Consider the following 13642-nt stretch of genomic DNA (forward strand, 5'->3'; position numbering starts at 1 on the left):
CCCGGCGCCTCGGGCGCGCACCGGTTCAGGTGAGACCGAACATCCGGGCGCCGTTCTCCCAGCACACCCGGCGCAGCCAGTCCTCGCCCAGCTCGAGGCGTTCCAGGGCCTGCACCGCGTGGGCGTACGGGTAGGGGATGTTGGGGAAGTCGCTGCCGAACAGGATCCGGTCGGCCAGGTCGCGTAGCCGGCCGTGCTCGTGCACCGGATAGGGTGCGTCGCTCTCGCTGAAGTCGGTCCACACCATGGTCGTGTCGAGGCAGACGTTCGGGAAGCGCTCGGCCAGATCCAGGAACTCCGAGTACTCGGGCGTGCCCATGTGCGCGACGATCAGCCGCAGGCCCGGGAAGCGGGTCAGGATGTCGGCGACGGGTTCGGGCCCGGTGAACCGGCCCGGCGCCGGACCCGAACCGCAGTGGATGACCACCGGCGTCCCGGCCTCGGCCACCAGCCCCCACACCGGGGTGAGCAGCGGGTCGTTCGGCGGGAAGTCGCCCACCTGGATGTGCACCTTGAACACCCGCGCGCCGTCGGCGAGCGCGGCCGCCACATAGTCGGGCGCGGAGGGTTCCGGGTAGAAGGTGGCGGTGTGCAGGCAGTCGGGGGTGCGCGCGGCGAACTCGGCGGTCCAGCCGTTGAGCCAGGCCGCCATCTCCGGCTTGTGCGGGTAGACCAGCGAGGTGAACGCGCGGACCCCGAAGTCGCGCAACGTCTTCAGCCGGACCTGTTCCTCGTCGCGGTAGGTGATCGGCCACTCCCGGCCGACCAGCGGGCCCACCGCGTCGAAATACGCCCACACCTTCCGCATCACCGGTTCCGGCATGAAGTGCGTGTGCACGTCGACGATGCCGGGCAGGCCGAGCCGCGCCCGGAACCCGGCGAGGTAGGCGGTGTCGTCGGTGTGGTCGGTCACGGAACCTCCTGTGTCGCGGGCAGATTCGCCACGGGCGGGTACAGCGACCGCGCGTACGCGCCGACGCGGTCGATCATGCGCTCGAAGAACAGCGCCGGGTCGGTGCCGAGCACGATGTCGGCATTGAAGGGCCTGCCCCACATGCCCGCCCAGTCGGCGACCGTGGTCGCCCGGGTGATGGTGCCGGTGAGCTCGACGTCCACGGTGGCGGGCCGCACCCGGGCCAGCGCGGGGTCGAGCGCGACGGCGGCGGCGAACGGGTCGTGCATGTGCGCGAGATAGCCCTGGTCGTAGGCGTCGTGGAATTCGAAGTAGAAGCGCACCGCGTCGGTGACGTGCCGGATCACCGGGTTGGCGGCCGTCGACCGCGTGCCGGGCGGATCGGTGGGGGCGGGCTGTTCCACCGGCGTGCTGCCCGCCCGCCGGGCGAGCTCGGCGAGGTGGTGCGGGTGCATCTCGATGGTCTCGGTGATGTCCAGGGCGCAGATCAGTGGCCTGCGCTCGGGCGGGGCGGCGGAGAAGGCGTCGAAGACCGCCTTGGCCGCCTCCGGATCGACGTGGACGTTCCACTCGTTGGTCGGCGTGGTGTTGCCGGGATGGTTGAACGCCCCGCCCATCACCACCAGCCTGCGCAACAGCAGCGGCAGGGCGGGCTCGAGTCGCAGGGCCAGCGCCAGGTTGGTCAGCGGTCCCGTGCACAGTCCGGTGATCTGGCCGGGATGCGCGCGGGCCAGGTCGACCCACAGCTGTGCGGCCGAGCGGTCCGAGAGCGGGCGGGCCGAGGTGGGCAGTTCGGCGTAGCCGACCCCCTGCGGGCCGTGGGTGTCCTCGGTGGTGCGCAGCGGGATCGCCAACGGTGCGGCGGCACCGAGGGCGACCTCGATCGCCGGCGCCCGGCACACGTCCAGCCAGGCCAGGTTGTTGGCGGCCACCTGCGCCGCACTCACATTGCCCGCCGTCGCGGCGATGCCGACGATCTCGGCCTCGGGGGAGGCCAGCAGATACAGCAGCGCCAGCGAGTCATCGATGCCGGTATCGACGTCCACGATGATCTTCTGCCGCACGAACCGAGCCTAATCAACCCGTTCCCGCCCACGCCCGGGTGCCCTCCGCGGCCGGTCGGAGCTGGGTCGTTCACCGGCGCACCGGGCGCGGGCGGGTCGCTCAGTGCCCGGCGTCGAGTTCGCCCGCAGGCAGATGCCGCAGCCGCCGCAGCGCGAACACACCGATGACGAGCGCGCACACGCCCGCCAGCCCGGCGGTGAGGTGCACACCGTGCAGGAAGGCCGCCCGCGCCGCCGTCAGCACGGCTTCACCCGTGGCGGCAGGCAGCTCCGCGGCCACCCGCGCCGCCGCGCCGAGCGTGTCGCGTACGTCGTCGCGCTGAGCCGGATCCAGCCCGTCGGGCAACGTCGTGTTCAGGTCGCCGCGATAGATGGCCACGCTGATACTGCCCAGGATCGAGATGCCGAGCGCCCCACCGAGTTCCGCGCCGGTCTCGGACACCCCGGAGGCGGCGCCCGCCTGCTGCGGCGGCGCCGAACCGACGACGATCTCGGTCGTGATGCCGAACACCGGCGCCAGGCCGAGCGAACTGATCAAGGCGGCCGCCACCGCGAGACCGGCGCCGCCGTCCGCGGCCAGCCGGGTCATGAGCAACAGCCCGATCCCCGCCGTGAGCAGCCCGCCACCGACGAGGTAGGCGGGCCGGACCACCCGGACCAGGCGCGGTGCGGCCTGCGAACCGACGATGAACGCCAGCCCGGACGGCGCCATCATCAGCCCCGCCTGCCACGGCGAGAGCCCGAGCACCAGCTGGAGGTACTGCGCGACGAACAGGAAGTACCCGAACGCGACGAACACCCCGACCACGTTGATGAGCAGCGCGTAACGGAAGGTGGGCAGCCGGAACAGGCGCAGATCCAGCATCGGCGCGGCGCCGGTGAGCTGTCGTCGCACGAACACCGCGCCCAACAGGAGCCCCGCGCCGAGCGCGCCCACCGCGACGACGCCGGGCCCGTCCTGGGCGATCTTCTTCATCCCGAACACGACCGCGAGCATGGTGGCCACGCACAATGCCGTGCTCAGCGGGTCGAGCCTGCCCGCGGTGGGATCCCGGTACTCCGGTAACACCATCGGGCCGAGCACCAGCAGCAAACCCATCACCGGGACCGCGAGCAGGAACACCGATCCCCACCAGAAGTGTTCGAGCAGCACGCCGCCGACGATCGGCCCCACCGCGCCGCCGGTGGAGAACGCGCCCACCCAGACCCCCACGGCCAGTGACCGCTGCCGCCGATCGGCGAACATGTCGAAGATCAGCGACAGCGTCGAGGGCGCCACCGTCGCACCGGCGATGCCGAGCAGCGCGCGGCACAGGATCAGGATCTCCGCGCTGGGGGCGAAGGCGGCCACGATCGAGACCAGGCTGAACAGCGCCGCCCCGAACAGCAGCATCCGCCGCCTGCCCAGCCGGTCGCCGAGCGTGCCCGCGGTGATCAGCAGCCCGGCGACCATGAACCCGTAGATGTCGATGATCCACAGCAGTTGCGAGCCGGTCGGGTGCAGATCGGCGCTGATCATCGGCACGGCCAGGTGCAGCACCGTCAGGTCCATCGCGTACACCAGGCAGGCGAGGGCGAGCACGGCGAGGCCGACCCATTCGCGGCGGCCCGCCCGCGCGGGCGCCGCGGTGGGTAGGCGGTCGCCGATGATGTCCACGATGAGTCCCCTGCCGCGTCGTTGGTCGTGTCCGCCGACCGGGATGTCGGCGGTGACCCATTCCACCGCCCGCCGCGGTGGCGGCGCAAAGGAATTTCGGGCGGGTGGGGACAACTTCTCCGGTGTGGACCAGCGGTCGCGGAGCAGTCGTTCGTGGTCGCGCCGTGGACTACCGGGTGCGCACCGGCCAGGCGGGTGCGCCGGACCCGAACTGCGGTGCGGGCCAGGCGTAATCGGGATACTCGGCCAGCGCGGGCGCGGCGGTCAGCAGTGTGCCGTGGGCGACCACCGCGTGCGGGTTCGGCGCGGCGGGCGGCGGATGCTTGACGGTGCGACCGGGAGCGGCCAGCAGCCAGGACGCGGTGCGCGCCAACGACACTCGCACGTCGCGGCCGACACCGTCGAAGGTGCGGGCGGCCAGCGCGTCGATCACACCCGCCGCCAGCAGGTACCCCGACGCGTGGTCGAGCGCCTGGGCGGGCAGCGCGCCGGGCACCTGCGGGGCGCCCTCCAGCACGGCGATTCCGGTGGCGGCCTGCACGATGCTGTCGAATCCGCGGCGATCTCCCCACGGACCGCTCTCGCCCCAGGCGCACACCCGGGCGTGCACGAGCCCGCGGCGCACCGCGGTGATCAGGCCCGCCTGCTCCAGCGCGCCGGGCCGATAACCGGTCACCAGCACGTCGGCGTTGGCGAGCAGGTCGTGGAAGGTGCTCGAGCCGGTGCGCAGGTCCAGCAGCACCGAGTGCTTGCCCTGACAGGTGTCGGCGAACTGCCACGGTAGCTCCGGTAGCCACGGCGGATCGACCCGCAGCACCTCGGCGCCGAGCAGCGCGAGCGTGCGGGTGGCCACCGGCCCGGCGACGACGCGGGTCAGATCGAGCACCCGCACCCCGCGCAGCGGCTGGAACGGCGTCGCCTCCGAACGCATCATGCTGCCCGAGCGGTCCTCGCGCTGCTCCATCGCCACCACCGGCCCGGCCGCGGCGGCCGCGGCCTGCGGGGTGGCCGCCCACTCCTGTTCGGTGCGCACCCGTACCGCGATCGCCCCGGCCGCGGCGGCGTTGTCCTCGATGTCGGCGGCGCGGCTCATGGCGATCTGCGCGACGGCGATGTCGAACGGGATGTCCTCGGGTAGTCCGAGCGCGGTGAGCAGGCGGGCGCGGTGGTGCGGATAGTTGGCGTGGGTGCGGACCCAGCCGTCGAAGGTGGGGAAGAAGCCGGACAGATCGGCGAACGCGGTGACCGGGCGGCCGTCCACGCGCATCAGGTGATCACTGGAGAACGCGGCGGTGATCCGCTCCGGGTCGATACGGTGGGGGACCGGAGCCAGTCCGTGCGCGTCGCGCAACCGGTTGGCCGCGGCGGCCACCGCGGCGACCGACCCGGCGGCCAGCGCCCACACCGGCAGGGTCGCAGCGAGATTGCTACCGGGATCGGGAGAATCGGTAATGCCGGACGCGGGGACACCGATTCCGGATTCGTAGTCGTGGACCAGCCGTGTGTGCGCGTTCACCAGTCCGAGACTAGCCGTTACGACCCGGAGGAGACCGACTTGGAGAGGGCGATCGCCGCCACCGATTGGCTGCGCGAACTTCGAACCGACCCCGCGCCGCGCCATCACCTGGTGTGTTTCCCGCCGGGCGGTGGTTCGGCCACCGCGTACCGCGAACTCGCCCGCCGCACCGGCCCCGGCATCGCGGTCCTCGGTGTGCAATACCCGGGCAGGCAGGACCGCCTCGGCGAGCCGGCGGTGCCGGATCTGCACACCCTCGCCGACCGGATCGCCGCGGAGTTGCTGCCCCAGCCGGTCGATCGGCTGGCCCTGTTCGGGCACAGCATGGGCGCCACCGTCGCCTACGAGACCGCGCGCAGGCTGACCGAGGCGGGCCTGCCGCTCACCCACCTGTTCGTCTCCGGCCGTCCCGCACCCACGTTCGTCGAACCGGGCAGGCTGCACCAGGGTCCGGACGAGGGCTTGATCGCCGACCTCGAGCGCCTGGCCACCGATCCGTCCTCGGTCGCGGTGCTGCGCACCGAGCCCGGCCTCGCCGACCTGGTACTGCCCGCGGTGCGCGCCGATTACCAGGCGGTGGAGACCTACACTCCCGGCGGCACCGATCCGCTGCCGTGCCCGATCACCGCGCTGGTGAGCACCGCCGATCCGACGATGACGCCCGAACAAGGCGACGAGTGGCGCGATTTCACCACCGGCGCGTTCCGGCGCGAGACCTTCCCCGGCGGGCACTTCTACCTCGACGAGCAGGTCGCCGAGGTGGCCGCGCTGATCAGTTCCGTGCTCGCCGTGCCCTGACCGGGCACCGCGCACGCCGCCCCGCTCGGGCGCACATCGTCACGACCCGACCGGGGCGCCGCGGCGGCGGATCGTCACCAGTGCCCCCGCCCAGGACGCCACGACGACCACCGCCACCAGCAGCCGCACCAGGTCGACCGCGTCCTCGGGATAGATCACCCCGGTGAGGTAGTGGTCGATGAACCCGGTGGCGGGCAGTTCGGCGTCACCGGCCCGGCGGCGCGCCCAGTTCTCCACGTGCGTGAGCGGGCAGTCGTAGCCGACGAGCACGGTGCCGAATCCCCACCCGACCGCGGCCAGGTGCGGCCAGAACGCCCACGGCCGCGACCACGCCAGGAACCCGCCCAGGGCCACGTACCCGACGAACGCGAAATGCGTCAGCGCGGTGAGATCGGCGAGCAGGCGGTAGCCCATGCCTCCAGGGTAGGCACTCTCACCAGGGCGAGGGCCGGTAATCCTTGAGGAAGCAGCCGTAGAGATCCACGCCGTTCTCGCCCTGCACGATGGGGTCGTAGACGCGGGCGGCGCCGTCGACGAGATCCAGCGGCGCGTGGAAGCCTTCCTCGGCCAGCCGCATCTTGGTGTAGTGCGGGCGCTCGTCGGTGATCCAGCCGGTGTCCACCGCGGTCATCAGGATGCCGTCGGATTCGAACATCTCGCCGGCGCTGGTGCGGGTCAGCATGTTCAGCGCGGCCTTGGCCATGTTCGTGTGCGGGTGGCCCGGGCCCTTGTAGCCGCGGCTGAACTGTCCCTCCATGGCCGAGACGTTCACGATGTACTTGCGCCGCGCCGGTGCCGCCGCCATGGCCGGGCGCAGTCGGGAGACCAGGATGAACGGCGCCACCGAATTGCACAGCTGCACCTCGAGCAACTCGGTCGGGTCCACCTCGCCGACGGTCTGCACCCAGCTGTTGGTGTGCGCGAGATCCGGTACCAGGCCGCCCGCGTCGATCGCCACGCCACGCGAAATCCGGTCGGGGGTGGCCGATCCCGCGACGAGGGCGAGTTCGGCGACGTCGGCGGCGGTGAGGCTGGGCGCCAGCGAGGCGGTGAGTGCGGTCGGGTGCGGCTGCATCGTCTTGCCGTAGGTCACCACGTCGGGCAGCGCGCCCGCGGGCAGCGGCGCGGATTCGGCCTCGACCAGCGCGCTGTAGGCGCCGGGGGAGCGGCGCACGGTCTGGGCGGCGTTGTTGATGAGGATGTCGAGCGGGCCCTGCGCGGCCACGTCGTCGGCCAGGGCCACCACCTGGGCCGGGTCGCGCAGGTCGATGCCGACCACGCGGAGCCGGTGCAGCCACTGCGCGCTGTCCTCCATCGCGGCGAAGCGGCGCACGGCGTCGTTGGGGAAGCGGGTGGTGACGGTGGTGTGCGCGCCGTCGCGCAGCAGCCGCAGCGCGATGTACATCCCGATCTTGGCCCGGCCGCCGGTGAGCAGCGCGCGCCTGCCGGTGAGGTCGGTGCGCGCGTCGCGCTTGGCGTGGCCGGCGGCCGCGCACTCCGGGCACAGTTGGTGATAGAAGGCGTCCACCCGGGTGTAGCGCTGCTTGCAGATGTAGCAGGGCCGTGCCCGCAGCAGTTCGCCCGCGCTGGCGCCCGCGGCGCTCGAGGACAGCGGGATACCGGCGGTCTCGTCATCGATGCGGTTCGGTGAGCCGGTGGCGGTGGCGGCGACGACGGCGCGGTCGGCCTCGGCGACGCGACGGCGGGCCTCGCTGCGCCTGCGCTGCTTGAGTTTCTTGAACATGTGGCCGACGGCCCGCTGCACCGCGACCGAGTCGGGGTCGTCCTTGTCCAGCTCGGCGGCCTGATCGAGCACCCGTAGACAGGTGGCCAGCTCGTCGGGATCGATACGGGTCTCGGCCATCGGGTCTGGGAACATCCTTCGTGAGCTGGGGGCGAACGCGGCATCCATTCTCGCAAACCCCCGGCGGTGCCCCGACCGCGGTGGGTGAGCAGCCGCGGCGGACCCGATCAACGGCTGTGGCAATCGTCGCCGTCGCCGCCGTTCCGCTCGGCCTCGGTACGGTGGACGGGGCGGCCCTCGGTGGGCCGCGGGACGGCGCGCACGGCTCGCCCCCGACCGTCGCGCGCGCTACCAGGGGGCGCGACCGCCGCGACGGGTACGCCCGCCCGCGGCGGGACGAGGGTGAGGAGGGAACCGTGGTCGTTGCCCGGCAGGGTGTCGAGGAGGCCTTCGACGCGGTCGTCGCCGCCGCCGACTATCCGGTATGGGTGGTGACCACCGTGGCCGACGGGGTGCGGGCCGGCTGCCTGGTCGGCTTCGGCACGCAGGTGAGCATCGAACCGCGCCGGTTCCTCGTCGGGCTGTCGAAGAAGAACCACACCTATCGCGTCGCCGCCGATGCCGAGTATCTGGCGGTGCATCTGCTCGCCTCCGGCCAGCAGGCGCTGGCCCGGCTCTTCGCCACCGAATCCGGCGACACCGTGGACAAGTTCGCCCACTGCGCGTGGACGCCGGGCCCGCACGAGGTGCCGGTGCTCACCGGCGCGTCGGGCTGGTTCGCCGGGCGCATTCTCGAACGCCACGACTTCGGCGATCACTGCGGGTTGCTGCTCGAACCGCTCGCCGGGCGCGCGCCGGTCGCCGGGCCCGCCCTCCGTTACGACCGCGTCGCCGGTCTGCGACCCGGTCACGAGGCCTGACCGCTCCGGTTCCACCCGCGCGGCGGACTCTTGTCCGTCCTTTGTTGACAAGCCGCCAATAGGGCTGGGACTCTGATGCCGGGGTCCGGTGCCCGAGGCCGGGCCACAGCGAGCAAAGGATCGACACCATGGCACGCGCGGCGTGGAGTGACGACGAGGTCGAGGCGGTACGCGAACTCGCCCGCAACTTCTTCGAGAAGGAGGTCGTCCCGCACGAGGAGAAGTTCGTCGAGCAGGGCCACCCCGACCGCCACCTGTACAACCGGGCCGGTGAACTCGGCCTGCTGTGCACCGCGATCCCGGCCGAATACGGGGGCGGCGGTGGGACGTTCGCGCACGAGGCCGCCATCATCGAAGAGCAGACCTTGGCCGGCGACGGCGCCCTCGGCATGCCCGTGCACAGCTCGATCATCGCGCCCTACCTCGCCGAGTTCGGTTCCGAGGAGCTCAAGCGCCGCGTGTTGCCCAAGGCCGCCAGCGGCGAGATGGTGCTCTCCATCGGCATGACCGAACCGGGCACCGGCTCGGACCTGCAGAACATCAAGACCAGGGCGGTGCGGGAGGGTGACGAGTACGTCATCACCGGCTCGAAGATCTTCATCACCAACGGCTGGCTGTGCGACGGCATCATCATCGCCGCCAAGACCGACCCGACCAAGGGCGCCGCGGGCGTCTCGCTGATCTTCGCCGAGGTCGGCGACGACACCCCGGGCTTCACCCGCGGCCGCATCCTGAGCAAGATCGGCGGCAAGGGCCAGGACACCGCCGAGCTGTTCTTCGACGGCCTGCGGGTGCCCGCGAGCAACCTGCTCGGCGAGGCCGAGGGCCAGGGCTTCTACCAGATGATGCAGCTGCTGGCGCAGGAGCGCCTGGTCACCGCGGTGATCGCGGTGCCGATGATGGAGAAGGCCGTCCAGCTCACCGTCGAGTACACCAAGGGCCGCGAGGCGTTCGGCAAGCCGCTGTACGCCATGCAGAACACGAAGTTCGAACTCGCCGAATGTGCCACCATCGCCAGGGTGGCGCGCACCTTCCTCGACGACGCGATCGTCAAGCACCTGCGCGGGGAACTCGACATCCCCACCGCGGCGATGACCAAGTACTGGATCACCGACCAGCTCGGCGGCGTGGTGGACCGCTGCCTGCAGCTGTTCGGCGGCTACGGGTACATGACGGAGTATCCGATCTCCCAGCTGTACACCGGTGCCCGTGTGCTGCGCATCCTCGCGGGCAGCAACGAGGTGATGAAGGATCTCATTGCCCGGTCACTCTGAGGCCCCCGCGCGCAGGCGCCGGCTCGAACCCGACGAGCGGCGCGCGCAGATCCTGGCCCGCGCGATCGAGATGTTCGGCGAGCGGCCGTACGCGGCCGTGTCCACCGCCGAACTGGCGCAGCGGGCCGGGGTGGCCCGCGGCTTGATCAACCACTACTTCGGCAACAAGCGCGACCTGTATCTGGCGGTGGTGCGCCGGATGGTGACGCTGCCCCGCGCCGACGACATGATCGAGCCCACCGGCACCCCGCGGGAGCGGGTGGACGCCAGCGTGCGGTGGCTGCTGGACACCATCGCCGAACACGGCAGCACCTGGGTGAAGGTCACCAGTCACGAAGGCGTCGGTGACGATCCGGAGGTGCAGCAGATCCTCGACGAGGCCGACGACGCGGCGGCCGAGCGGACACTGCGGATGGTCGGTCTCGCCAATTCTGCACACAGTGCAGAATTGCGCGCGATGGTGCGGTCCTACGGTGGGCTGGTGAAAGCCGCGGGCCGCGAATGGATCAGCCGCGGCAACCTGACCCGCGATCAGGTCCACCATCTGCTCGCCGATCTGCTGTACACCCTGGTCACCGAGACGATGCGCACGGTCGACACGGCCGAGTGATCCGGTCCGGCGGGTGGCGGCATGTCGCGTCCCGCCACCGGTCGACCGTGATGCGCCGATCGCCCGCCGCGTCATGCACTGGATGCCGTTGTGCATCGAGTGCAGAAATCGGTTCCCTTCAGCCGATTGCGGTGTGACGCGTATTACGTCCCGATCACCGCGGTGGCCCGACCATCCGCCGGACGCGCCCGTATTCTGTCCCGGTATCTGGTGGGGTTCGCCGCTTCCGGGGCGCCGCGCGAGAGTGGGATGTGCGAGAGGGACCGGCGATGGCACGGACGCAGGAATGGCAGGACAGCGAGCCGTGGCCGCAGGCGTGGCCCGACGAGCACGAGCCCGACGACCCGTTCCCGCCCGAACCGCGCCCGATGGTCAACCCGTACGCGGTGATCGCGCTCGTGGCCGCGTTGCTCGCGCTGTTCCCGGTCGCGATCGTGTTCGGCCTGATCGCCTTCGGGCATCCGCGCGGCCGGGCGATGGCGACGTTCGCGGTGTTGCTCGGGCTCGCCGAAGTGGCCGCGCTGGCGGCGCTGGTGCTGATGTCGGGAAACCTGCTGTCGGACGGCCTCACCCGCGCCGACGACCTGGTCGCCCCGCAGTCCACGGCCGGATCGACCGCCGCGCCGCCCACCACGACCCCCACCCCGCCGCCGGCGAGCACCGCGCCCACCGCGCTGCCGACGGCCGAGGCGCCGGTGGTGCGCAAGGGCGCCGCGTGCACCGCCGCGCAGCTCGGGATGATCGGCAGCGCGGCCGACGGCGGCACGCTGCTGTGCCTGGGTGACCCGGCCACCGAGGGTGTCTACCGCTGGTCGGGGCCGTACCACGTCGGCACCGGGGTGTACGAACCGGGCGAGACCTGCGATCCCGGAATCGCCAAATCCGGGCGCACCGCCGACGGCCGCGCGCTGGTGTGCGAGGGTGGCGCGCGGGACGCCGCCTGGGTCCGCTGGACCGAGTGAGGCGGCGCTACTGCTTCTTGGCCCGGCTGGGCTGCACCCGCGGCGGCTCGTTGGGCATCTTCGGGTACTGCGGCGGCCACGGCGCGTCCATCATCCCGGCGGCCATGTCCCGTTCCGACATCGCCAGCAGCGGCTCGATCGATTGCGGCGCCCGGTCCGCCCACGGATCGCCGCGCTCGGCCAGCCGCGCGGGCACGGTCGCGATGGTGAGATCGTCGGGCACCACGCTGTCCAGGTCGTCCCAGGAGATCGGCGTGGACACCTGCGCGCCGACCTTCGGCCGCACACACCAGGCCCCGAACACGGTCTTGTGCGGGGCGTTCTGGTTATAGTCGACGAAGACCCGCTGTCCGCGCTCCTCCTTCCACCAGTGCGCGGTGATCAGGTCCGGATGCCGCCGCTCCAGCTCCCTGGCCAGCGCGACCGCCGCCGCGCGCACCTGGTACCCGTCCCAGCGCGGCTCGAGCGCGACGTAGATGTGCAGACCGCGCGAGCCGGAGGTCTTCACGGCCGACGCGATGCCCAGCTCGTCGAACAATCCCCTGGTCAGTTTCGCCGCCTGCACCAGGTCCGGATAGCCGATGCCGGGGGAGGGATCGAGATCGATGCGCAGCTCGTCGGCGACGGTGAGGTCCCGCACCCGGTTCGGCCAGACGTGAAAGCCCAGGCAGCCCTGGTTCACGGCCCACAGGATGTGCGCGAGGTCGTGCGCGACGAGCGCGTCGCTGGTGGTGCCGTTGGGGGTGGTCACCTCGACCGTGTGCAGCCAGTCCGGGGCCGACTTGGGCACCCGCTTCTGGAACCACGACTTGCCCGAGGCGCCGTCGGGGTGCCGTTCCAGCAGCAGCGGCCGATCGCGGATCACCCCGAGCAGCGGCTCGGCCACCGCCTGGTAGTAGCGGACCAGATCCGCCTTGGTCTCCCCGCGCTTGGTGAAATACACCTTGTCCGGGTTGCTGATGGCTAGCACCCGGCCGTCGACCTCGACCTCCAGGGTGGGCCCGCTCATCGCGACGCCGCCGTCTCGGTGAAGATCTCCGACAGTTCCGCGGGCGCGACTTCCTCGAGCTGGGCGTAGGTGCACGACTGCGGCGTGCGGTCGGTGCGGAAGCGCACCAGCCTGCCGCCGTGGCGCAGCCGGCCGGACTGCACGTGTTCGTAGCGCACCTCGGCGACCAGCTCCGGCCGCAGCGCCTCCCAGGACAGATCCTTGCCGCCGGTCCACCGGCTGATCCCGCCCGGCATCTTGCCCTCCGATCTGGCCTGGGCCGCCGCGTCGGCCCACTCCCGCCAGGGGTGGTCGACGAGCGCGTTCTCCCGCAGCGGGGCGAGTTCGTCGACCAGTTCCGCGCGCCGGGCGGCGGTGAAACTGCTGGCGACGCCCACGTGGTGCAGCCGCCCGTCGTCGTCGTAGAGACCGAGCAGCAGCGAACCGACCCCCTGGCCGTCCTTGTGCCAGCGGAAGCCCGCCACCACGCAGTCGGCGGTGCGTTCGTGCTTGACCTTGAACATCACCCGCTTGTCCTGCTGATACGGCTGATCGGCGGCCTTGACCATCACCCCGTCGAAGCCGGCGCCCTCGAACCGGGTGAACCAGTCCTCGGCGACGTCGGGATCGCGGGTGAGCGGGGTGAGGTGCACGCGGGCCAGCTCGGTGTCGAGGATCTGCTCGAGCCTGCGCCTGCGTTCGGCGAACGGCTCGCCGGTGAGGTCCTCGTCGCCGAGGGCGAGCAGATCGAAGGCGACGAAGCTGGCCGGTGTCTCCACGGCCAGCTTGTTCACCCGGGAGGCGGCCGGATGCAGGCGGTTCTGCAGCACGTCGAAATCCAGGCCGTGTTCGGTGACCACCACGATCTCGCCGTCCACCACACAGCGCGCCGGCAGCGCCTGCTTCAACAGCTCGGCGACCTCGGGAAAGTACCTGGTCAGCGGGCGGTCGTTGCGGGAGCCGAGCTCGACCTCGGGGCCGTCGCGGAACACCACGCAGCGAAAGCCGTCCCATTTCGGCTCGTAGCACAGGCCGGGCTCACGCGGCACCGACGGCGTCGCTTTCGCCAGCATCGGCTTGACGGGTGGCATCACCGGCAGGTCCACGCTTCCTCCTCGGGTCGGCGTCCTCACCCGTGTCGACGCCGCGGCCGACGCGAATTCATCGCCCGGCGGGCGATCGGCTCGATCGTAGGA

At 71.6% G+C, this 13642-nt stretch carries 13 protein-coding genes; 5 read left to right on the forward strand and 8 right to left on the reverse strand.

Annotation, left to right across the window (positions count from 1 at the left end):
• Positions 1-25: 25 nt before the first annotated feature.
• From CRM89_RS05720 to CRM89_RS05735, 4 genes are all read right to left on the reverse strand, one after another.
• The gene (locus tag CRM89_RS05720) at positions 26-913 is read right to left on the reverse strand and encodes an amidohydrolase family protein (RefSeq protein WP_011209080.1); all 888 of its coding nucleotides are present in this window, start codon (positions 911-913) and stop codon (positions 26-28) included.
• Positions 910-1977, reverse strand: a complete 1068-nt coding sequence (locus CRM89_RS05725) for a nucleoside hydrolase (RefSeq protein ID WP_011209081.1) — start codon at positions 1975-1977, stop codon at positions 910-912. Before CRM89_RS05725 ends, CRM89_RS05720 begins: the two co-directional genes overlap by 4 nt.
• A gap of 100 nt (positions 1978-2077) precedes the next feature.
• Positions 2078-3628 (reverse strand): MFS transporter, encoded by a 1551-nt coding sequence (locus CRM89_RS05730; protein WP_371392050.1) that lies wholly within the window; start codon positions 3626-3628, stop codon positions 2078-2080.
• Positions 3629-3803: 175 nt separating this feature from the next.
• Entirely contained in the window at positions 3804-5150 is a 1347-nt protein-coding gene (locus CRM89_RS05735; protein WP_172456722.1) for a CoA transferase, read from the reverse strand.
• Between the two features lie 39 nt (positions 5151-5189).
• Here CRM89_RS05735 and CRM89_RS05740 point away from each other — a divergent pair, with 39 nt between their 5' ends.
• Positions 5190-5948 carry a thioesterase II family protein gene (locus CRM89_RS05740; RefSeq protein ID WP_098086888.1) on the forward strand — a complete coding sequence of 253 codons (759 nt, stop codon included), beginning with the start codon at positions 5190-5192 and terminating at the stop codon, positions 5946-5948.
• 39 nt (positions 5949-5987) lie between these two features.
• Here CRM89_RS05740 and CRM89_RS05745 read toward each other — a convergent pair whose 3' ends face one another.
• Entirely contained in the window at positions 5988-6362 is a 375-nt protein-coding gene (locus CRM89_RS05745; RefSeq protein WP_098083410.1) for a DUF2784 domain-containing protein, read from the reverse strand.
• Between the two features lie 19 nt (positions 6363-6381).
• Positions 6382-7812 (reverse strand): SDR family NAD(P)-dependent oxidoreductase, encoded by a 1431-nt coding sequence (locus tag CRM89_RS05750; protein WP_098083411.1) that lies wholly within the window; start codon positions 7810-7812, stop codon positions 6382-6384.
• A 116-nt stretch (positions 7813-7928) separates the two neighbouring features.
• Here CRM89_RS05750 and CRM89_RS05755 point away from each other — a divergent pair, with 116 nt between their 5' ends.
• From CRM89_RS05755 to CRM89_RS05770, 4 genes are all read left to right on the forward strand, one after another.
• Positions 7929-8612: a flavin reductase family protein gene (locus CRM89_RS05755; protein WP_307786469.1), complete on the forward strand. Its 684-nt coding sequence runs from the start codon at positions 7929-7931 to the stop codon at positions 8610-8612.
• Between the two features lie 128 nt (positions 8613-8740).
• Positions 8741-9886, forward strand: coding sequence for an acyl-CoA dehydrogenase family protein (locus CRM89_RS05760; RefSeq protein WP_011209088.1), 1146 nt, complete (start codon positions 8741-8743; stop codon positions 9884-9886).
• On the forward strand, positions 9870-10496 hold the full coding sequence (locus tag CRM89_RS05765; protein ID WP_098083412.1) for a TetR/AcrR family transcriptional regulator: 627 nt from the start codon (positions 9870-9872) through the stop codon (positions 10494-10496). Before CRM89_RS05760 ends, CRM89_RS05765 begins: the two co-directional genes overlap by 17 nt.
• A gap of 269 nt (positions 10497-10765) precedes the next feature.
• A complete protein-coding gene (locus CRM89_RS05770; RefSeq protein ID WP_098083413.1) occupies positions 10766-11458 on the forward strand; it encodes a hypothetical protein in 693 nt (230 codons plus the stop codon).
• 7 nt (positions 11459-11465) lie between these two features.
• On the opposite strand, the gene ligD is transcribed toward CRM89_RS05770, so the two are convergent.
• Both ligD and CRM89_RS05780 read right to left on the reverse strand, forming a co-directional pair.
• Positions 11466-12467 (reverse strand): non-homologous end-joining DNA ligase, encoded by a 1002-nt coding sequence (ligD, locus tag CRM89_RS05775; RefSeq protein ID WP_060591555.1) that lies wholly within the window; start codon positions 12465-12467, stop codon positions 11466-11468.
• Positions 12464-13552 (reverse strand): ATP-dependent DNA ligase, encoded by a 1089-nt coding sequence (locus CRM89_RS05780; RefSeq protein WP_194998353.1) that lies wholly within the window; start codon positions 13550-13552, stop codon positions 12464-12466. The genes ligD and CRM89_RS05780 overlap by 4 nt, the downstream gene beginning before the upstream one ends.
• Positions 13553-13642: the final 90 nt, after the last annotated feature.

Origin of the sequence: Nocardia sp. FDAARGOS_372, assembly GCF_002554515.1 — a bacterium.
Taxonomy (GTDB): Bacteria; Actinomycetota; Actinomycetes; order Mycobacteriales; family Mycobacteriaceae; genus Nocardia; species Nocardia farcinica.